The following is a 21247-nucleotide window of genomic DNA, read 5'->3' on the forward strand; positions in this document are numbered from 1 at the left end:
CGATAATGAATTGACTGTGCCAAGACTAAGTAAACTTAATCTCGATTGGTCACTCAGTTCATTGATACCTAATTTGATACCGAGGTATCTAATTGGATTATCATCAACGAGTGCCCACACAGATTGATAGGTCTATATTGTTAAAGAGCTTGCTTTCGAGAAGCTTTCTTCTCAAAGCGGAGGTGCATTCTAGCGATTTAGCTGTTAGTGTCAAACACTTTTTTCAACTTATTTTCGCAGAAGCTTTTCACCTCTCCGACCTTGCTGAAGCCTTATCGCATCTGCCGTGTCGGTGGATGCGCATTATAGGGAGAAGTATTTCTTTGGCAATACTAAAAATGCATTTTTTCTAAAAAAACATGCCAAACGAACACTTTCTATCCATCTTAAAAGTTACCCCAAATCAACACTCAGTATTTATACAGAATATTCACAAACCCCTGTGGATAACTAATCTTCACTATCAAAGAAATATGATATACGCGAGCGTGGATTGAGATAGTCTTTTATCTTCTCAGGTAATTTGGATGGATGAATTGCATTTATAATTCTTAAGTCTTTTGACGCGAGATCGATGATAGGAGCTTGAGTTCTCGGTACCGACGGGTCATAAACCAAGACATTTGGGAACAGTAGCTTCGAAGCATTCACTGAAATGACTAGCCCAACCATGTTATTCGATAGCTGTACGACAGTCCCCGGCGGAAACACACCCATAAACTTAATCAATATATTTAAGTTTTCTTCTTTATATAAGTGTTTGCAATTCTTATATAGATGAGAGAGCGCCGCATGAGGAATTTTTTGCTCGGAAGCCACGGGGGTATGACACAAGTTGTCAAACGCATTCGCTACGATAACAACTTGTGCGAGCTCGTTTATCTCATCCCCTTGAAGCCCTTTCGGATAGCCGGAGCCATCTCTTAACTCATGATGTTGAGCAATCACTACCTTAGCAGTTTCAGGAAACCCCTCGATTTGATTGGCCAGATCCAAGCCATACTTGGTGTGTAACTTTAAATAATTCGCTTCGGGCTCTGTCAGGCTCGCTTGTTTTCTTATAATCGCCGTTGGAATTTTCACTTTCCCCATATCATGAAAAAGTGCAGCGAAAGACAATGCTTTTAACTTCTCTGCAGAGTAACCTTTTGCTTGGCCAATCATCATCGCTATGACTGCGACGTTCAAAGAATGAAAGTAGATATCTTCAAACTCGTTATTCCCATTCATCAAATGCAATGTGACATTGTCCTCACACATTAGTTTATCGACAATATCTTCTGTTAATTGCCTGGCTTCATCAACGGCGGCTACAGGACGGTTACGAATCTTGGTCATAACAGAGCGCATACGAGCCAGTGATCGCTCAAACTCTTTTTCACATTGCAAAACTCTACGCCGGTAAGCGCTCAGTTTTTCAATACGTTTCTGCTTCTCTTGCCACAATTTTTTAGCTTCTATATCTAACTCCCCGTCATTTTTGGCTGTCTCGAAATTATCCAAATTAACAGGCAGTGGAGAAACGTCACTTTGTTCAGGGTTAAAGTACACGAACTTAACGCCGAGGTGACGAATCATCTCAACCTGTTCTTGGTCTTTAATTTTAAAGCTATTGAGTAGGAAGGGGTGATCGTTCCATTTCAACGGTAAGCGAATATGTAACCCAGGCTGGATACGATCTACGGTAAGTTTAATTGCTGCCACAGCTCACTACCAATTGAATTATCAAGATAAACATTGAATATTAGTAAATTTTGATAACAAGTTCATCAATAAGAACAAAAAACTACGAGGCGTATATCGTCCAAAAGTTATGTATCTGTTCAGACGTTACAACGGTTACGTATCGAGAGAAAAATTGAGACACCAATAAATGAGACGTTTAGTCACAATTCAGCAGTTGAGTAATCCTAAATCCGCTACTTCCATTTGTCGTTTAATTGAAGCAAGGCATAATTAAATTTGGATTTCTTGTTACGTTAACTCGGAGAGAGAATATGAAAGTGCTTGTTACGGGGGCCAGCAGTGGTATTGGGTTTGAACTGGTAAAACAACTATGTGCTGAGCAGCATGACGTTTTTGCCACTGGCAGAAATCAAGATAAGTTAAGCGAATTACACAACATTACCAGTTGTAAGTTTGGCGCTTATGATCTCGCGGATTCACAACAAGTGATTGATATGTTCCACCAAGCGGCTGATGAGCTCGGCGGATTGGACGTTTTGGTGAATAACGCCGGCCTGAACACTCGTAAGTGTGCAATTGAAGAATTCTCTTTAGAAGAGTTCGACCAACAATATGCCATCAACTTAAGAGCTCCAGCCATTCTGTGCAGAGAAGCGCTTTCAATCATGAAAGCACAAAAATCGGGATACATTATTAATGTCACCAGCACAGTTGCCAAACGAGCAAGTGAAACAATGGCGGTTTACACATCAATGAAACAAGGGCTATCCGGTTTTACTGGCGTGCTAATGAAAGAAGCTCAGCCTCATGGGGTCAAAGTCACAAACCTATTACCAGGTGGTACCGACACCAACTTCAGATCCGCCAGCCGTCCTGAGTATATGAGCCCAGAAAGTGTCGCCCGCACAATAATGGGGTTGTTGAAGTTACCTGAAGATGTGGTTGTACATGAAATGGTATTTAGACCACCAGTAGAGCTTGAGTAACTCAATCACCAAACCTTACTGTTTATCTGAACAGGTCAAATTCACCTCCTGAGTACGGGTAAACAGTCAGGAGGTAAATTTGAGAGTCAAGGTGAATACCGCAGGAGAAACACTCCTCACGGGATACATCTTGATATGCTTGAAGCATTTCAACTTATTTAGCTATTGGTTACCGCTTGAGGTTTACGAGTTTTTTTACTCGCCCAGTACCCTGCTAACAAAGAGCCTGAAATATTGTGCCAAACTGAGAATATTGTGCCTGCAATCGCCGATGCAGGTGAGAAGAACTTCATTGCAAGTGCAGTTGCCAAGCCTGAGTTCTGTAACCCCACTTCAAATGCAATCGTCCGACAAGTCGATTCATTAAATCCAAGCAGACGGCAGCAGTAGTAGCCCAACGTCAATCCAAGGCCATTGTGTAACATAACCGCCAAAGCAACTAGTGGCCCAACCGTATTGAGATTCTCAGCGTTTAGAGCAACGACAATTGCGATAATAAGTACAATCGCAACCATTGAGATTAACGGCAAGATAGCATTAACCTTAGCTACAGCCTTAGGAATGAACGTATTGATGATGACCCCAATCGCGACAGGAAGTAATACGATCTTGACCAAGCTCATCAACATCCCCGAGACAGGAACATCAACACTTTGACCAATCAATCCTTCTACAAGCAGTGGCGTTAAGATTACGCCTAATAATGTAGATATAGCCGTCATCGAGATGGAAAGGGCAACGTCACCTTTAGCAAGAAATACCATTACGTTCGATGACGTACCACCAGCAACACTACCAACAAGTACCATACCTACCGTAAGTTCGGTGCTAAATCCTAACAAAAAGCTAATGAACAAGGCCGTAAGAGGCATAATTAAAAACTGGAGAAATACGCCAACGCCCACTGCTTTTTTATGCTTAAGAACATTAAGAAAATCACCTGGTGATAAGCTTATTCCCATGGCAAGCATGATGATGGTAAGTAGCGGTACTATTTGAGACTTTAAATCGACAAAGAGACTAGGTGAAAAGTAAGCAGTTAAGGCAAATACAACAGCCCAAACGGGGAACAACTGGGTTAATCTCCCTATCATTTAGATTATCCTTTTTTTTAATGGTGAAGCAGCGCCCCGCCATACCTTGCTTTTTCATAACAAAGTTGATGGTGCCACAATGAAGATAGTTAAGACGGGCATCTTTTCACATATCGCATTCTCAAAAAAGGCAACCAGACAAATACGGTTTGATATTTCATCATTAAACTCGGGAAGTTAATTATCGCACCAAAAGAGTGAAACCTATCAGTACAAAGTTTGCTAACCGGCACCCCATATTAGTGAATACTACTTTTAGTATCGTCGATACTATTCCTTTGCTGTAGTTTCTAGCAGGAAGCTCCAACTCTAAAAAATATAAATCGAACTTGTCTCCACACCAAAATAGAGCACATATTTAGCAAGCGAGTACCCGGAGTACTTTTCGAAGTAGATAAAGCAGGAGATTAAAGCGGATTATGAAAAACGAATAAAGGATGGGAATAACGAGTGGACCTTGTGAAATCAAACACTTTCAAAGCTTATAAACGACGAAAGGCCGCTATAAAAGCGACCTTTCTATGTATGACTGACTGGGCTCGCATCCGAGCCGCCACGCTGGACTTGAATTTTTAAAACCCAGATACAACAAAGCCCCGACTTTCGTCGAGGCTCTGCCTTAGAATATGGTACCGGTGGGCGGACTTGAACCGCCACTCCCGAAGGAAACGGATTTTGAATTCCTTACATGACCTTTTAACTAGTTGTATTTACAAGGATCTTGTTAGATAAAAGAAGCCAAAAACACAGATATTATAGGATCTAGTTGGATACCTCTGAGAACAAAAACAATACTATTATCGCTTTACAATTTTAGCTAAGAGCTCTTGCGCAAGGTATCTTGCAACAGGCAGAGCTACTGCATCACCCATCGCTCTATAACCATCATTATAACTTCCCGGAAGCACAAAATTGTCACTCGCTCCCATCAATCTAGCAGTCTCTCTCACGGTCAATAACCGAATATCAAAACCACTACCATTATAAATCACAACATACTGACGGCTACTTCCACCAGAAGGAGTTCGCAAACAACCTGCAACGCCATCAAAGCGCAACTCCAGCACTTGCTTCCCTTTTCGCATTCGCTTGTATCCAGGAAAGACTCTCTGACCTAGTTTTACACATTCATGCATTCTAGCCACATGAGCATCTGGAATTAGACTAAGGTTTCTTTGTGCTTTTTCACCACGATCAACTGGTGCATCAAATTCAATAATTGATTCGATGTCGAAGCTGCGTTTGGATGGCATGGGAATATCCCACCAAAGCCATCCTTGAGCACGGTTTGCGACTTTCTTTAGAGCATCGCTATGGCACCAAGTAGCATCTGTTCGTGTAATCGAGTCGACATTGATGTCAGATTGAACACCAATGACAAAAATTCTAGGTCGAGAATGAGGAACCCAATGCACAGCATCTAATAAAACCGCCCCAACTCGATACCCTCGTTCTGTTAAGGCGTTGTGTAGAGCAAGATAGTTTTCGCCACTTTTAGACGTAATTAGACCGACGACATTTTCCGCAACAATAACAGAAGGAAGTTGTTTAACTTCATCCAACACCCTTAACCATTGCCAAACCATACCACTACGGTTTGCTTTAATACCATTTTGATTACCAGCAACAGATAGGTCTTGGCAAGGAAAACTAGCCCATGAGAGTTCATGTTCAGGTAACTCGCCACCATTAATGTTTTCTATTGAGTCTAGGTGAAATACTTGGTCTGAGTGATTTGCGACAAAAACATCTCTCTTCTTATCACAAATGTCATTAGCCCAAACGGTATTAAAAATACCTTTGAGAGCTTCAGATACCAGACCACTTCCAGCGAAAAAATCAAGACTTCTTGGTAAGAAAGCAACACTTTCCTTTTGCAATAAAGAACTTCCTTTAGGCTCACTAATTTCTTTACTGGATAACTCAAACATTTCCTAAATCCAACACTGTATGAATACACAGTTATTTTGCACTAAAACCGAACTGCCCGCCACTATATCTCAGTTTTTTTTACATTTCTAAGAAATTAGCTAGCCGTGAGCACAAACGATTGTAACACCACAACACACTAGCAAGTAAAAAACAACAACCAAGTCATCATAAGCAACTGATATAAATTGACTTAATAAGTATCAACGCTCAACCTAGAACTAATCTGATTGAATCAAATAGCGTGGCTAAAAATGAACGAAAAAACCAAACGAGCATACGGTATTGATGCTGCATATGCGTTTTATAGAAAGCATATTCACAAAGTGGAGCTCATAAACCTACTTGAAGAGCATAATTTAAAGGTTCCAGGGTTGGTCCCCTCGGTTCTCTGGGAGCTTTTTGCAGCAATACTAACGGGACAAAAAGGTACTGGTAACACTGGTGCTGACCTACAAGGCTGGGAAGTAAAATCCGCTACAATGGATTCATCTTTTGAATACCAATATCACCTAAATACTGGCTTAGAAAAGCTAGAAGAAGATTGTACTGTAAACCATCTATTCTGCTCATATTCAAAAGATTACAGCAGGGTAAGTGTGATGGTTATGAAAGGGGAAGACCTAGCAGAATCTCACTTTCATCAATGGAAAGACGGCTATGATAAAAACTATGACCGCAATGTTGACTCTAGCAACAGAAGACAAAGATACAGAAAGTCAATCTCATATGGCCATGTAAGAAATAATGGCGAGCCTATCCTCACGATCGAAGATGGCCAGCTCATACTCAAGAGAGTAGCGACATTAGAGAAATACACAGCGAACTAGAAAGCATTTTAGCCCACCTAGAAGACAGCCTCTAGGTGGATTTCTAATTAATGAGAGAATAAACTACGCTAACGCAAAGTGAAAATAACTTCCATAAAGTAAAGACATAGCGAAAGTTTCAAGATCTAGAAAGATGAACAAACTTCGGAAGAGTGTTCCTTACACAATTATTCAGCAAGCTTTACACCAAAACGATTCTGACAATCGGTGGTTACCCCATACTCTCCCCTGTAAGTAAGGTAACTAGCCCTTTTAAAAAACCAACTGCCAACTGGTGCTTGGACTCAGGATCTCCCATAGTTAAAACCCCTAATGTCAGCACCATAACCAATACACTCGCAACCACACCACTGAAACCACTACCAAGCCACTTTAAAATACCAACCACAAAGTGAGGCTTCTGGTATTCTTGAGCGCTTGATTTAATAGTGTTCACGACTTCTGTTCGGATTTTTCCTTCGAGTTTTTTTAGGCCTTTTTCACGCAAGTCCAGATCTGCTTTCTGTTTTTCAAGCTTTTTATGCTGACTTACATATTCTCTTTTGAGCTGTTCCTGTAATTCATTGTACTGGGCTTCAAGTTTATCGGTAGAAGATTTTATTGCAGTATCTATCAGGCCAGCAGCTCTCTGCTTATATGCCCCCAACCTAGCAGGGCTCATTAAAACTTGATCGTGAAAGTCTTTGAGAGTTTGCTCAACCTTATCGTCCGAAGCTCCGTTTTCTCTCAAGCCATTAGCAGTTTCGTCTTTTTCATGCTTGTAAAGTGCATATGACATGAGTCCAAGATAATCTCGGTTGTCTTTTACTAGCTCCCTAAACACCCATTTTTTACCTACCAAAACTGCCCCCCAACAAAGAAAAAGCGCCTGAATAAAATTCAAGCGCCATTATACTACTTATTGCACATATTTATGTAAGTATTCTAGTATGCGTCAATCAGAGCAGAAAACGAGCTCCGCATCTTCCTAATAGATTCAACCATCGTAATGCTATGCTTGCGAGAATCAGTAAAATCAATATTCTCAAGAGACTCAGCAATAAGCTCTAGTCGCTTCTCTTTAGATATTACTAAAGGTTGACGTTCAGATACATTAGCTTTTTTCTTAGTCATTTGCGTCTCCCTCCTCATAAAAACATAGTATAAAATTTAGGCGGCGATTCTATAGCAGCCCCATCTATGTGTCCACATCTAGTTCCAATATAAAGCTAGGTTAAAAATGTGTCTACCTAACAAACAGCGTGACACTTGTCACGCAATAGTGTTCATAAGCACTATATATAGACATTTTGACTTACACCCTCACATGATGCGCCACTTACTGTCCACTACAACTTCTCTCGACACACCCATAAAAACGTGACACGCATCACATAAAAATCCAGCTTACTTATTAAGTATTGCAAAAAGTGAGGTAAAAGAGCCACTTCATATCAGTCTTAAGTATCACGCATACCACAACAAGTCCCCAGCTAAATTCCGGAAGCAGATTACCCTCAGATGTCCCAAGCAACCACTCAGAGCAAAACCTTCAGCAATATTAACCCACGATTATAAATATCAGCAGCAGTGATTACCGTCCGAGCAGACAATAAAAAAGGGAGCAGTCTCTCAACGCAACTACTCTCTTCAAAACACCAATGTGCACTACTTCAGCTCATAGAACAGCCCGGTCAAAGCCACTTCACCAACTTGCTCAACTAACTGCGCAACAAAACCATCAAACTCATCAGCAAACCCAATTTTCGCAAGACCAAACTCAGCGGCAACTTGATCCAACGACAGATTGTGAACCCCACCCTGATTCTTAGCTCGGCGAGCCTTGTCATTCAGAGAGGTAACAGCCTTACCTAAATCACCACCAGCAACCAGCGCGGGATTAGCAAGCAACAAATGGCGCGCAGACGGATAGAGCTTGTTACCGTAGAACATAGGTTTGGACTGACCGTTTAGTTTCTCTCGGTTGGCGTGGGAAGCCGAAAGCACTTCCTCTACAGATATGCCAGCCTTTATGCGGTTCATCAGCGTACTTTGCGCCACGCCTAACTCTCTAGCCGCTTGGCGCATACTTGAGTACTCAGTCTTGTATATAACTGCTTTATTACCGTAGGTGCTACTTGAACTTGGTTCTAACGCCAAAGAGTGCTCACTACTATGAGACACAATAAAAAAGCGGAGTTGACCAAAAGGCCAACTCCGCTTTTTTAATTTAAATATCAATTAAATCTCATAAATTCGTTTAAAACTACTTTTTGAACACTCGCCCTGTGATTTCATAATGCATTGTAGCCCGCACTCTTCGGTCAGCTGTGGCTAACTTTCTCGATTGAGATTTCGACATAACTTTAGTTTGCCCAACTCCGTCATTTACTAAACCGTCTCTCTCCACCTCCAGCAGCTTAATAAATGGTTTCGGATCTACATACTCGCCAGCAACTATCTTTTTAGCAGCGTTCAGAGTAAGCACGGCTTGATTATCTTTATCGTACAAACTTCGCCATTCACACAGTTTTTGATATTCAGCTTCGGCTTGCTCAACTGACGGGCAGCCCCAGTTAAGCTTCCCACTGTAATTAAAAGTCTGTTTCTCTACATCGCTCCACTCGGTGAACACACCTGTTTGATGTCCTTGCGCTACTACATGTGCTTTTGCTTTTTTAGCCATGATCGGCCTCCTTATTTTTTTGAAGAGTGATAATTGCCACGGATATGTGACTGTAAGTGGAGAGTGTCATGCCACGGGTTACTTACTCCCCTACGGCACAAACACTCAGGTATGAAAAAGCCCTTTAGATAAAGGGCTTTTTTAATTCAATATTTACGATCTCAACTAGATTTGAGCGCTTCTAGCAATGCGAGACGAGCATCAGCGTTGAAGATAAGTTCAACCTCGAAGTTAGGAAACTTCGAAATGATTAAGCGCGCGAGTTTCAAGGTCTGCTCTGTCATTGGCACAGCCCCTTCAATCAGTTTGGATTGTTTCGCACTGCGCACTGCGGTTGGTTTGGTTGGATAGCCAATATCAGTCATCCACTCAGCCAATTCTTTTGCGGTAATCTCATGCTTACTCATACCACCTTGTTCATACGCATAGAACCGCAAGAACAACCGCGCCATTAAGCTATCCGAAGTTTCATCAGCCTTTAGACGCACATCTTTGTTACTAGCAGTCTCAGCCATCACCAAGCGGTCTTGCCAGTCATACCAATCTTCAAGCGCTTTAAGACAATGCTTTTTACGCCAACGATCAAAACGCAATCGCGTAAACTGCATGTCATCTAACGACTGATGAGGCTTGGTTTCCAAAGCAATATGTTGACGGCCTTTAACATCAGTCATGATCGGATTAAAGCTCTGACGTTTCTGATCGTATTCCATGTTCAAGAAGATTGACCGCTTCTCTAACATCAAATCCTTATGCTCTAAAAAGCGCATCCGGTTAGGTGTCAAATAGCTGCCATCAACTTTGTCACCCGATTTGCGATTAAGATACATATCGACCATATGAGAACTTTGATCAGAAACCAAAGGGTCGACCTTAACACCCCCTTTGGCTAACACTGGTTCAAAACCTTCACTTTCGATAACGGTATATTGAGCTCGGGTTTTAGCACCAATTAACTGTTTCGCTTGATGCTTGAGTTCCAGAATTTCACCACCAGCTGGATCGATTCGATGGTATAAATCACGAAACCGTTGACAAATGGCTCCATTAAGTTGAATTTCACTCATTTTCGCATTGGTTAAATAGCCATCAGTTGTCACTGATACAACTACCTTGTCATCGGGGATGCTATGAAGCATTTCTCCTAACAAGGCTCTGGCTAGACCTGTCGTGTAACAGGCGAAAAATGGATTGGTCAAAGTCGATGGAGGTAGTTGCGCGGAGTAGCCAGCTTGGATATCAAACGAACGCTTAGGTCTAAGTGATTGCGCCAGCTTGCCATAACAACTATTTAACATTTCTTTCGTGAGTTTTTCATCAAAGCTTCCTTTAACAAATGACTTACGACGTTCTCTACCCCATTTCATAAACGGCTCGAAAATGCGAACGTCGTTCAGCCAAGGCACAACAAACGCTTGCTTGATAGTTATCTCAGCCCCTTGATTGTAAGCCACTTCAAGTTCATGACCCGTGCAGTGTGTCTCCCCCGAAAGCGGAAACACCAATCCATACTCTGAACGAACTGCCAAGCTAGGAAATCGAGTATGTTCAGGGAACTTAAACTCAACCCAAGCCAAAGCACATTTGTCACCAAAAAGCTCTTGCAGTGCAGTCGTCATATACATACGATGATATGCTAACTCTCGCAGGCCAAGCGTAATCGCAGAGTAACAAGACGGAACATCATAGTCTCGCCACGTATCAATCGACGTAGGCCCAGCAATAAAGCTTTCGTTGCGGCCACCGTGGTAACACTGAGTAGCAAAATTCTCTAACGTCATCCGTGCCGTAACTGGAACATCGCGAGTCAATGTCAAAGGCTTGCTACGGTCAGATGGCCACACCTCTTTGGTCACCTTATCAAAGCCAAACAAGCCACGATAACCACGTTTGTCTTCCAGACTGTTAACAAATGCTTTTACGGCAATACCACCAATAGTGAACGGAACCGACTTTAAGCCAAGAGTATGTTGGCAAAAAGAACTAACCCGTTCGAAGTGACGTGCACTGATAATGGCATCTGTAACCGCGTACTCGGCGAATTGCTCTGGCTCCGCTTCCAAAAACTCATCCATACGTGAGATGGAGTACGGCTCTGGAATCTCAACTTTTGGAACTTTTAAAAGCTCTCCAACCGAGGCTAACGAAGATCCATTAGGTGAAAGCAGCATGGTGTCGTAGAACGTAATGTATAGAGTATGACGATTACGGGATTTGTCGTGGACATTAAGAGGTTTTTTATCGATGCGACGAGACATAACTTTGTCTAGGTCAAGACCATAAACATCATCGAGGCTTGCCACTGTTTTTCGAAGACCGCTAACATGTGTTTTCAACTGGTCAAATGCCTTACTAAAATTAAATAGGTCAGCAGATAACCAATGAGCACACAAGATGATGTCAGTCGGCCATTTATCCAGCACCTCGTCATCCATGGCTTTTTCGATGGCTTGTACCAAACACTTATCCAAAGCGAGACGACCTGATTTTTTAGTTGATTCAGGGAACAAGATTATCGTTGATATCTTGCCCTTGAATAGAACCGCAAATTGGTAGCTCAAGATACGGTTGAAAGTTCCGCACTCGGATTCCACATACTCGGTATCCATCGCCACTATAGGACGCTCAAAGAACGATGTGGCCTCTCGCCGCTTCCGCTTGGCTTCCTTCTTCTTTTTGGACTTGCGTGCCATCAGGGGTCTAGCTTTGCGCTTTACGCTACTAATAGAAGTAGACGCATCTGCCTGAGCTTCATCCCATGTACTAACCACTTTTTCCTCAGTCCAACCCGATGTTGCGATGCTATCCATCGTTAAGTCTGAATCCTGCTCAAGCCAATCAAAACTTTCACTCATAAAAAATTCTCTCTAGTTACGCAAAAAGGCACCCGAAGGTGCCTTTTTGCAAATGTTACGATTTAGATTATTGATACTCTGCCCAATTCACTGTAGGCAAATCATTACCTTCAGAGAACGCTAGCAGCGCCTCAGTAATCGCATCTCGCAAACCTTCTAGATCCGAATATTCTTCTGGAGTAAACATTGCCAAGAGCTTGTCACTGTTCAATGCCGTAATCAAAAGTGCTCCTGATTTACTTGAAATGAAAGCATTGGATATAGCACTTGCGTGTATCCAACCACCACTTTCAAGCATCAGGCTTTTTCCCTGTTCTGGCTTCACCACTTTCGAAACTTTCTCAAACAACTCACCAACATGATCACCCGACTCGTTAAGAATCAAGTTACAGTTTTTATCCAAAACCACTACTCGATCATCAGACGGTAAAACCGTCTTACCATTGGCTAAGTTCGCTACACCAGCTTTCGTTTTTACAAATATTGTGTTCATTTTTAATCACCTTGTATTTTGTTTAAATTGTTAAAGAGCAACGAAGAAGTCATTGCTTCTTCAGTAGCCAATCAAGCCCATCTCAATTGGCAAAAGTAATAGCTAGAAAAACTTGTTAATAACGGCTTATTCTTGTTCTAGTTGTGACACCTCCCACTTGTTAATTTCACTGAGCAGGAAGCGGATACTGCGACCAATACGAAACACCTTCGGCAGACTGTCTGGCTTACGAGTGACATTGGTTCTTACCGTTGCAGGATTCAGGCTGTACGCCGCTGCAAACTCTTCGATTGTTAGTGCTTTTTTCATTCGAATATCCTTAATCGAATTGGAAATTAGCTAGCATTGACTCAACAGTTCGCTGTGAGGCTTGAGCTAGATGGGTATTGTTGTAATAGGCATATCGCTCAGTGACACTCACGTTTGAATGGCCAAGACTTTGCTGCGCTAGACGAATATCATTCGTTGCAATCAACATTTGAGTCGCATAGGTGCGGCGAAGGTCGTGGATAGTAAAAGGTGCGTCTAGTGAACCTTCCGCTTTCATGGCTTGCTGAATGCGTTCCATACAAGAGCGTGGGTATGCAATATGCTCACCTTGGTTCTTTAACGAGGGGAACACCCAATCGTTGAACGACACTTTGAGGCATTTACGGATCAGGCGTTTTGCTGGCTCGGAGAAATAGACGCGCTGCGATTTACCCGACTTAGTCACTGGCAAAAGCACAGAAGACAGATCATCGGCTAACATCGAACGAGACAGACTGATTACGTTACCAATACGCATTCCGGTGAGTAGGCTGAGCATCAACGCACTGGCATGAATGAAGTTAGACTCAGCGCAAGCATGAAAACAGAATCTCTCAATCTCTTTAGCAGAGAACACTCGATCTTTAGCGTTATTCTCCACTAACTTTTTTACCCCTTTCACAGGGCTCTTTTCGATGATGTCGTGCTCTACTGCAATCGAGAAGATCTTGGATAAAACGGATTGGTAGCGGTTTACCGTTGAATTCGACAGCCCTGTCAAGGAGTGAAGAAACTTCTCTACATCACGACGAGTTACGTCAACGATACGCTTATTACCCATTACAGCCATGACACGCTTAGCACGAGATACAAACGTCTTATGATCACGGTGGTATCGTTGACTGAAAGGCAATGCCACTTCATTAAAGAACTGCTGCACAGTCAGACGACTACCTTTGCGGTAAGCTCCAGATTGAACATCCGAAATAAACAGGTAAGCCAACTTCTCAAAGTCAGCAAACTTCATCTCAGGGTAGGTGCCAAACGACTCGTAGTAGCGTTGTCCTTTCCAACTAAGACGAACAATCCAACGCATACTAGAAGCGGTTACGAGTAAGCGAAGTCTTGGATTTTTCTTACAGCGGTACTCAATACCCTGCTCGCCCTTAGCAGGTCGAGGCAGGGTATTGAGTTCCTTTTGGGTCATGTTAATAGCTTTCTTCATACTTACTTCTCAGTGTTTCGTAGTAAAAATTTCGAAGTAGTTTAAGAAAAATAAGTAGATTTGTTCGGGGACCTCAAAAGGGCTCGCCTAGTAGGTATTTCGGCTTAGTTCAGAGGAAGCTCCGCATTTATTGAGCCCTTGTGAACCAAAAAAAAGTTTCATAAAGTAAGTATAATGCGATAAATCTATCCCATATAGCTTGCCCTAGCAGCGGTACTGACAAACAGCTCAAACATCAGTGTCGAGTTATACTCAGAAGCATTTTGCACCACCGACACTGCTACAATTCCAAGTAGACGGGTATAATGAAATTTGAATGGCCTTACGATGAAGATGAAGAAACAAATAGGACAAGAAATTTTCAATGCTAAAGACAGAAAGTAAAAAAGACGAGATGGTACAACTGTTCATCCACAATTCAATTACGAAGCTTTCAGCTAAAGAAAAGTTTTATATTATTACTTTAATAAATAAGATCACAAAAATTAGCCCTGAAAACATAAGCAACATTTTCAACACAAGTAAAAGTAATATTCCATTTAACTTACCTAAGAAAGCAACATATAGTAAGCATAGAAATAAATACATTGTTGAATTTACGAAAGAATATAAACCAAACACTATCACCAACAAAATAAAATACATATCAATTATTAAAAACAAAGAAATCACTCTTAACAATAAAGAATCTGAAGATGAATACTTAAAAATACAATTCCCACTCCAAAGATTATCTGTAGCAAGCAAAAGTAATGCTGAATTCATCCGTTCAATAGCTAGCATTCTTAATATTCAAAACCTAATAAAAAAGTCCCATAAGCCTGAACCTAGCAAAAACAGAGCCTACTATAAGGGCATTGAAAAAGACTTGATAAGAAGAATAGTAAGTGCGACTAAAACACTATATGATACCGGCCCTAAAATTAGTCAATGCCCCGCGAGGTGGTACAAGAAAAACATTGACAAAAATGTCAGGTATAAACTTAGTAAAGATGAATACTTCTACTCATTACTAAGAATAAACTTCGATGATGAAGATTCAGATCCAACAATTCTTTTAATTATTAAAGAAACAAAACACCCAGGCTGTATCTTTATAAAAGTAAACTCGCCAAACTTATTCACCATAGAAAATAGCAAAGAAAAACAAAACATACATGTAAAAATAGAAAAAACGGACAACAAAGAATTATCAAAATTAACCATACATTTAAATTCACTTCCAATATTTAAAACAAATATAAAAGTAACTCTCGACAAAAAAGAAGTATCACTAAATACAATTCGCAATACTAGTGGCGTTTTTTCTTTTGATGGACACTTAACAAAAAACAACAAAAGAATAAATAAAAAACAAGCAAATGAGATAGTTAGCGTAATAAATAAAAAATTAGGCCCTATCGAGAATTATTACCTTAACAAAAAAGGTCCGCTTTATTTAAGCTTAAAATAATCACATTAATAGATGCGGAGAATTATTTTCCCTCCATGGGAGTGAGAGTTCAGAGAGTTAGCGGTCGAAACGTGTTTTTTGTTGATATTACTCATCCCCAACGAACCAATCACACACGACGTTCAAACCCTTTTAATTCAATGGCGGTAAGCACTTTCTATTTACGAAAAAAAAAGATGGTCATGTAAGAGACCACCTTTAAACAGTCTTTAAGCTTCCTGTTTAATCAGACTCTAGAACATACCCAAGTATACCTCCGATACCAGCACCAACAGCCACTCCAACCGGACCAAATGAGCGACCAATCAGCATTCCTGTCGCAGCGCCTTTAAAGGCTCCTTTCGTACTTGGTTTAACTTCAATCTCTACTTCATCTTCTCGCTTATATATCTTTACTGATGCTACTCCTGTAGTTAGTAACGGTTGCATCATCATTCTCCTTTTCTCTGGATGTAAAAAAGCCCGATAAGTACAAGACCTATCGGGCTGCTATTGTTGTTACTACTGATGATCTTTTCTGACGTTTAAAAACCTCCCTTTAGCGTTATGTCAAAACACCAGTACGTACCAACCAAACGGGTTAGAATTAAAATCCTATCGTCATCCTTCCCCCTCCCCATGGAACTACTTCCCTCTGTATTCCGGCTGCAACGTTTAAGTAAAACGTTGTGAAACCAGCTCAAAATGAAAAAGGCTTCCCATCACACCATGACAAGCATGGAACAATGGGAAGCCTTTGTTTCACTAGGAAGTGAACAACAGATTTTATGGTGCATACATGGTGCTTTCAACTTGGTTTGCGGCTGATAAGCTAATCTGCCGTGACTTTTATCTCATCGAATGCGCCCATTTCGATGTAGCTGAGGAAGTTGGATTCCCACATCGAGTAGAACTCCATCACCTCGCTGTTTGTTATCGGCAGTTCCGGCACATAGGAAAAACTTGCTGTTCCAGATGAGAAGTTGAAATCCACCTCTTTAACTAGTTCTGGATATGGACCACCGCAGTACGCAAAGTCCGTGATGTAATCAAATATACACTGGTCATAGAGGCGGACAACTCTGATCTCTACAGGATGCCAACCACCATTCTCAGCACTGTAAGTTGTATCTCGGAAGTTAATCACTAGCGATTGGATCATAGGTGTCCATTTGCTTGAATCGCTGATCACTTTGATTAAAGCATCTTGAAGATCGATGCTGACAGGCAGAACTAATCGCTCAACATCAAAGGTTAAGTTCATAATAGAATCTCGCTTGAATTGTCAGGGAAGCACTCTTGGACTGTACTTGGTATGAAGTTGGCTTTGTAGGTATTAGGAAGTGACGCTAGTCTGTTTCAGGGTTCTGCTTACCGAGCGAGAGAAGTTCGTCTCGGTGTTTATCGAAATCAGGCGCAAGAACGTGCAGGAACACTGACTTTTCAGACTTGATGGTTAACTCCATGCCACGTATACACGCAGCGAGAAATCCCGCATTGTTCGCACTACCACCAGCAAAGACACTCTTAAGTAAACTGCTCTTAAATGGTTTATCTTCTTGAGTTGCAAGTACATCTAGAACATCGCTCAGCTTTATCCATTCTTTACTATGTAGTCCACCACCTTCGTTACCCACTAAGCGAACGTACAGCTCACCATCTACAGGGGCTCGACCTATCTCATAAAAGACATGGTTGGTAGACTTTGGACTAAGCTTTAGCGCCTTACCTTCGCGCAGAATTTCATGTGTGATATCAGCTTCACTCTGAGGTTGTATGTCAGGTTTTACATCGTTGTTTTCGTTCAACACTTCAGATGTTTTATCTTTTACATTGGGTTTACGAGCCATAGTATTTGCTCCTTGTCGTGATTGTAATTTAGGTTGGTTATTCGTTGTCAGTTATTTGCGGGAGTAACTCCCTCGCAGGTAATGTCGGGCTAGTCGTTGGTGCCAACAGATACGCACCACCACCTTCCATCGTGATGATGGCGACCGCCAATATCCAAGGACAGTCTTCATCGTTAAGCAGTAGAACGTATTCGGGATAGTTGGTAACGAATCGAATGAAGTGTTGTGCTTCTTCCATTTCCTCGGCTAATGATTCATCAGTATCAGACGATTCAATGAGGTATAGCGTTGTGCCTACCTCTCGCCAGAATGTTTTCGTCGATTCAATATCACCAAACGGCTCTACCAAGTGGGCTAATAGCTTAGCCTTGATATCGTCTGGTATAGGTAAAGATTCAACGTCTTCAATTGCTTGTATCGTTTTCATTTTTCTAGTCCTTTAAATGCAGAAAGCCCCACTTCGCTTAACTCGAAGTGAGGCTTTCACTAGTGGGTTGTATTATTGGTTAACTCGACTTTCTAAACTCACCATATCAGAGAGCTTAGAGCCTATCTCTCTACGTCGGCCTACAGTGAGCTTTGAGTATCGTCTTGAGCTTGATAAGTCAGCATGATTTAACTGTTTGGCGATATCGTGCAGCGGAACACCTTGGCTCGCGAGCAATGAGCCTACCGTGTGCCTTGCGCTATGTAAGGTAATATTATTCTTGTCTCCTGGAATATCCGGAAACCCCATCTTCGCCTTAATTACTTTGAGAGCATGACGGGCTGGACTGATAGGCTTACGGTGTTTACGGCCAGCAAAGATGTAGGGATTGTTCGTCACTTTAGGTAACGAACGCAATATATCGACCATGTAGTCACTCAAGTAGATCGTGTGGCTAGTGCCGTTCTTAGTATGCGGAATGTTTATTGACTGCTCTTGCCAATTGATATCAGTCCACAACCGAAAACGCAGTTCTTTATCTCTCGCTCCTGTTAAGAACAGTAATGCCAGAAATGCTCCTGTCTGCTTGTCTGGGTAATTAAGTGCATGTCCGATGAACTCTCTAAGCTGTTGCTCCGACAAGTATCCGGTTCGCACATTATCCACCCTAAGCAAGCTGACCTTGTTAGCGATGAATGGTGCATCCATTAACTTGTAAGCAAGTTTGTTGATGGTCTTGAGTAATGCGATAACTCGATTGATAGTAGCTAGAGCATAGGGCTTACCCGTTGTTTTGCTGATAGCTTCCTGCATCACCATTTGCACTTTCACGATATGAGCTGCAGTCAGTTCATTAATGGGGATGTGATGTATCGACTTAGCATGTTGACGGAATCGAGCGACATCATCTTTCCAGCTACGTTTTTGCTTTGCTAACGGTAGGTAAACTTCATCGAAGAAACGTTCCAGTGTCATCGCTTTGTCGACAGATTGATTGTCACGTTCTAGCTTCGGGTCTGTGCCTTCGAGTATTTGTTGACGATACTCTTTGGAGATCCTACGTAGCGTCAGGATATCGGCTTCAGGATGCTTACCTAAACCAATAGACGCTTTTTTACCTGTTACTGGGCTGGTATAGCGCAGCAAGAATCGCTTGTTACCTGACTTACCGACCAAACAGCGAACACCTGTAGGTAATCCACTATCTTTCATAGCAGATAGGTTCACCTCGTAGTCGATAGATTTGGCAGTTGGTGGATTGGGTTTTAAGTTGTTTAGAAAAGCGGTGGTGAGTCGTTGTGATTTACTCATTTACCCTCCTGCATTGTCTGTGAATACAAGAGGTTAATATATGGATAAACGGTCGTTTATTACGATAACTGCCACAGCTATGCCCCACTCAACTTGTGCTGAAGTAAGGCCCTGAAAGGTATGAAAAACTGTAGCGAGAAAAATTCGTGCTGTGTGAAATTGCTAACATCAATGTTAATCATAAAACCCCACAACTAAAGGGCCGCGCAGCTACGCCCTTTAGTTGTGGGGTTTTATATATTAATTTTAAAAATAATTATCCACGCCATACCCAAAACTCACCTCAACTCGCCGCCAACAGGGCTCATGCAAGCAGCCTCCCACGATAGAAATCAGCAATATAACTCATGACATTCTCAACCAATCTAGAGCCAAGGTCGACAGCCAGAACAGATGCGCAGAAGTACCGCTGTGATACTCAGAGCCACCCAGAATCACCGAGATTTTGAGCAACGAATAGGCTGATGGTTAGTAGAACACCTATCCCCCGAACAATCAGTGAACGAACTTATCGCCAGAGCCTAATTTCAGATTCATTAAGCACAGGTTCAACGCGGCTTAAAAATTAAAGAGATACTCGATAGATGGATAGGTGTGGTTGATTGAAACGATCTACTCCCCATCGACCTTACCAAACGTTACAGTTCATTACCTTTATCTACAATGGGAAACCAGAAAGTCGTCGCTACGAAAATTTTCAACACAGCCGTGAAATCAGTATGCGAGTATGCAGTAAACGGACTGGTATAGCGTTTAAGAATAATGGGGTAAAAATTCAAGCTTAGTTAACAGAACTGAACTGCCGTTATTCAATATTGATGCACAACAAAGCACTGTCAAATATGATGAATTATCGACGCTTCACCCAAGGCTTAGGGGATAATGAAAATAATATCAAACATAACAGGCTCCCATCATCACGACTTGCAAGAGTTGATTACCAAAGGCGGTGATAGACTTCTAATTACTTCACCGTTCTTAGCCGCAGATATTGCTAATTTTTTAAGTGGATTTAGCTTCAAAGCAATCAAGAGCCTTGAACTAGTTACCACATTCAAGGCCAACGACCCTGAACAACTAACCAAGCCAAAACAGCTATTAGACTTTCTTGAATACTTCCAGGCCAAATACCCCAAGATAAAGGTAAAAGTTCATGTCGATAATAGCCTCCACGGTAAAATCTATGTCGTAACCAATAGCCATGAACATCAAGCAATCATCACATCGGCTAACTTTACTAATAATGGTTTGCGGAACAATCACGAATGGGGAGTTTTGTCATCCCATAGTGAACAGCTAGACAATCTTGTTGACGAGATTTATGAGGCCATTGAATTTAGAGAGTTGACGTTAACTCAACTGAGAAAAGCTGTGATGTTCGCTGAGCAGTACAGCTCGCAAAAAGCATGGGAAACAAAGCAGCCAACTGCTGATATCGATATCCTGTCACGTGTCTACTCATCAGAAAGCGACTTAGACAAAGAGCCTCTTTACTTCCTCAAGCCAATTGGGACTCAAGATGATCCCGTAATTCTCGAAGAACGCAGAGATTTCTCAGATCTTCACCAGAATTTACACTTTTCCAAGAAAAAGCCTAAAGGCGTAACCAAAGGCGATATAGTCATTACAACTGGCGTAGGATGTGGTTCGTTGCTTAGTTACTTCAAAGTCACTGGTAGTCTTTTCCATGTGACAGATCAAGAGATAAAACAGGAATCATGGAAGGAACGCTGGCCTTGGTATATGGAAGGGCAAAACCGTAGCTGTGATTTCGGTGGTTCATGGTGGGAATATGACATTAAACGTAACGCTGTATTAGAAGAATTCCGCCAACTTTACCCAACAATTCCAGTGACAAAGTCAGGAAACTTCACTCTGGGCACGCTTAACTTCGGTAACGATAAGGTACAGATCACTAAAGAATTTGGTGAGTTTTTAATTGGCAAAATTGAAAGCTGTATGGAATAGAAAATAAAAGCCGAACGATACAACATGAAGCTATATGGTTCGGCTTTACCCACCCCTATCCCTAATAAACCTTGAACCGTTTCAGCTACTTGCCTCAGCGTTTTCACCTAGTCAGTGACAGATTACAAGGTTATCCGAATACCTGTACACGACCTCAACTTTAAAGCTAAGGTGGTGCTCATAATGAAAGGTATTTGTTGTTGAACTGGTATCCAGTTCTGCTTTGAGGATTGAGCCCCTCATAGGC

General features: G+C 41.7%; 20 protein-coding genes. 4 read left to right on the forward strand and 16 right to left on the reverse strand.

Going from position 1 to position 21247, the window contains the following annotated elements; all coding sequences use genetic code 11:
- Positions 1-450: 450 nt before the first annotated feature.
- The gene (locus ACWYU8_RS18575; protein WP_457521217.1) at positions 451-1704 is read right to left on the reverse strand and encodes an HD-GYP domain-containing protein; all 1254 of its coding nucleotides are present in this window, start codon (positions 1702-1704) and stop codon (positions 451-453) included.
- A 293-nt stretch (positions 1705-1997) separates the two neighbouring features.
- Between ACWYU8_RS18575 and ACWYU8_RS18580 the strand changes: the two genes are divergently transcribed.
- Positions 1998-2672, forward strand: coding sequence for an SDR family oxidoreductase (locus ACWYU8_RS18580; RefSeq protein ID WP_457521218.1), 675 nt, complete (start codon positions 1998-2000; stop codon positions 2670-2672).
- Between the two features lie 158 nt (positions 2673-2830).
- On the opposite strand, the gene ACWYU8_RS18585 is transcribed toward ACWYU8_RS18580, so the two are convergent.
- Together ACWYU8_RS18585 and ACWYU8_RS18590 are read right to left on the reverse strand one after the other, a co-directional pair.
- Positions 2831-3766, reverse strand: coding sequence for a bile acid:sodium symporter family protein (locus ACWYU8_RS18585; protein WP_457521219.1), 936 nt, complete (start codon positions 3764-3766; stop codon positions 2831-2833).
- Positions 3767-4563: 797 nt separating this feature from the next.
- Positions 4564-5697 carry a DNA cytosine methyltransferase gene (locus ACWYU8_RS18590; protein WP_457521220.1) on the reverse strand — a complete coding sequence of 378 codons (1134 nt, stop codon included), beginning with the start codon at positions 5695-5697 and terminating at the stop codon, positions 4564-4566.
- Positions 5698-5949: 252 nt separating this feature from the next.
- Between ACWYU8_RS18590 and ACWYU8_RS18595 the strand changes: the two genes are divergently transcribed.
- Entirely contained in the window at positions 5950-6525 is a 576-nt protein-coding gene (locus ACWYU8_RS18595; protein WP_140318813.1) for a hypothetical protein, read from the forward strand.
- A gap of 211 nt (positions 6526-6736) precedes the next feature.
- Here the strand turns inward: ACWYU8_RS18595 and ACWYU8_RS18600 are convergent, their stop codons facing one another.
- The 8 genes from ACWYU8_RS18600 to ACWYU8_RS18635 all read right to left on the reverse strand — a co-directional run bounded on the left by ACWYU8_RS18600 (position 6737) and on the right by ACWYU8_RS18635 (position 14012).
- On the reverse strand, positions 6737-7366 hold the full coding sequence (locus tag ACWYU8_RS18600; protein WP_140318812.1) for a hypothetical protein: 630 nt from the start codon (positions 7364-7366) through the stop codon (positions 6737-6739).
- Positions 7367-7449: 83 nt separating this feature from the next.
- Complete coding sequence (locus ACWYU8_RS18605; RefSeq protein ID WP_140318811.1) at positions 7450-7638, reverse strand: hypothetical protein; 189 nt, start codon at positions 7636-7638, stop codon at positions 7450-7452.
- 534 nt (positions 7639-8172) lie between these two features.
- Positions 8173-8664: a hypothetical protein gene (locus ACWYU8_RS18610; RefSeq protein ID WP_457521221.1), complete on the reverse strand. Its 492-nt coding sequence runs from the start codon at positions 8662-8664 to the stop codon at positions 8173-8175.
- Between the two features lie 106 nt (positions 8665-8770).
- The gene (locus ACWYU8_RS18615; protein ID WP_457521222.1) at positions 8771-9190 is read right to left on the reverse strand and encodes a ribonuclease H1 domain-containing protein; all 420 of its coding nucleotides are present in this window, start codon (positions 9188-9190) and stop codon (positions 8771-8773) included.
- A gap of 161 nt (positions 9191-9351) precedes the next feature.
- Positions 9352-12045, reverse strand: a complete 2694-nt coding sequence (locus ACWYU8_RS18620; RefSeq protein ID WP_457521223.1) for a hypothetical protein — start codon at positions 12043-12045, stop codon at positions 9352-9354.
- 67 nt (positions 12046-12112) lie between these two features.
- A complete protein-coding gene (locus tag ACWYU8_RS18625; RefSeq protein ID WP_457521224.1) occupies positions 12113-12538 on the reverse strand; it encodes a hypothetical protein in 426 nt (141 codons plus the stop codon).
- Positions 12539-12664: 126 nt separating this feature from the next.
- The gene (locus ACWYU8_RS18630) at positions 12665-12847 is read right to left on the reverse strand and encodes a helix-turn-helix domain-containing protein (RefSeq protein ID WP_457521225.1); all 183 of its coding nucleotides are present in this window, start codon (positions 12845-12847) and stop codon (positions 12665-12667) included.
- Between the two features lie 10 nt (positions 12848-12857).
- A complete protein-coding gene (locus ACWYU8_RS18635) occupies positions 12858-14012 on the reverse strand; it encodes a tyrosine-type recombinase/integrase (RefSeq protein ID WP_457521226.1) in 1155 nt (384 codons plus the stop codon).
- A 364-nt stretch (positions 14013-14376) separates the two neighbouring features.
- Here ACWYU8_RS18635 and ACWYU8_RS18640 point away from each other — a divergent pair, with 364 nt between their 5' ends.
- Positions 14377-15465 (forward strand): hypothetical protein, encoded by a 1089-nt coding sequence (locus tag ACWYU8_RS18640; protein WP_457521227.1) that lies wholly within the window; start codon positions 14377-14379, stop codon positions 15463-15465.
- Positions 15466-15687: 222 nt separating this feature from the next.
- Here ACWYU8_RS18640 and ACWYU8_RS18645 read toward each other — a convergent pair whose 3' ends face one another.
- From ACWYU8_RS18645 to ACWYU8_RS18665, 5 genes are all read right to left on the reverse strand, one after another.
- Positions 15688-15894: a YMGG-like glycine zipper-containing protein gene (locus ACWYU8_RS18645; RefSeq protein WP_457521228.1), complete on the reverse strand. Its 207-nt coding sequence runs from the start codon at positions 15892-15894 to the stop codon at positions 15688-15690.
- A 382-nt stretch (positions 15895-16276) separates the two neighbouring features.
- Complete coding sequence (locus ACWYU8_RS18650) at positions 16277-16708, reverse strand: DUF2787 family protein (RefSeq protein ID WP_457521229.1); 432 nt, start codon at positions 16706-16708, stop codon at positions 16277-16279.
- Positions 16709-16793: 85 nt separating this feature from the next.
- Positions 16794-17294 carry a hypothetical protein gene (locus ACWYU8_RS18655; RefSeq protein WP_457521230.1) on the reverse strand — a complete coding sequence of 167 codons (501 nt, stop codon included), beginning with the start codon at positions 17292-17294 and terminating at the stop codon, positions 16794-16796.
- Between the two features lie 37 nt (positions 17295-17331).
- Complete coding sequence (locus tag ACWYU8_RS18660; protein ID WP_457521231.1) at positions 17332-17721, reverse strand: hypothetical protein; 390 nt, start codon at positions 17719-17721, stop codon at positions 17332-17334.
- A 72-nt stretch (positions 17722-17793) separates the two neighbouring features.
- On the reverse strand, positions 17794-19032 hold the full coding sequence (locus tag ACWYU8_RS18665) for a tyrosine-type recombinase/integrase (RefSeq protein ID WP_457521232.1): 1239 nt from the start codon (positions 19030-19032) through the stop codon (positions 17794-17796).
- A gap of 882 nt (positions 19033-19914) precedes the next feature.
- Here ACWYU8_RS18665 and ACWYU8_RS18670 point away from each other — a divergent pair.
- Positions 19915-21000 carry a phospholipase D family protein gene (locus ACWYU8_RS18670; protein ID WP_457521233.1) on the forward strand — a complete coding sequence of 362 codons (1086 nt, stop codon included), beginning with the start codon at positions 19915-19917 and terminating at the stop codon, positions 20998-21000.
- Positions 21001-21247: the final 247 nt, after the last annotated feature.

Source organism: Vibrio limimangrovi, assembly GCF_054064025.1.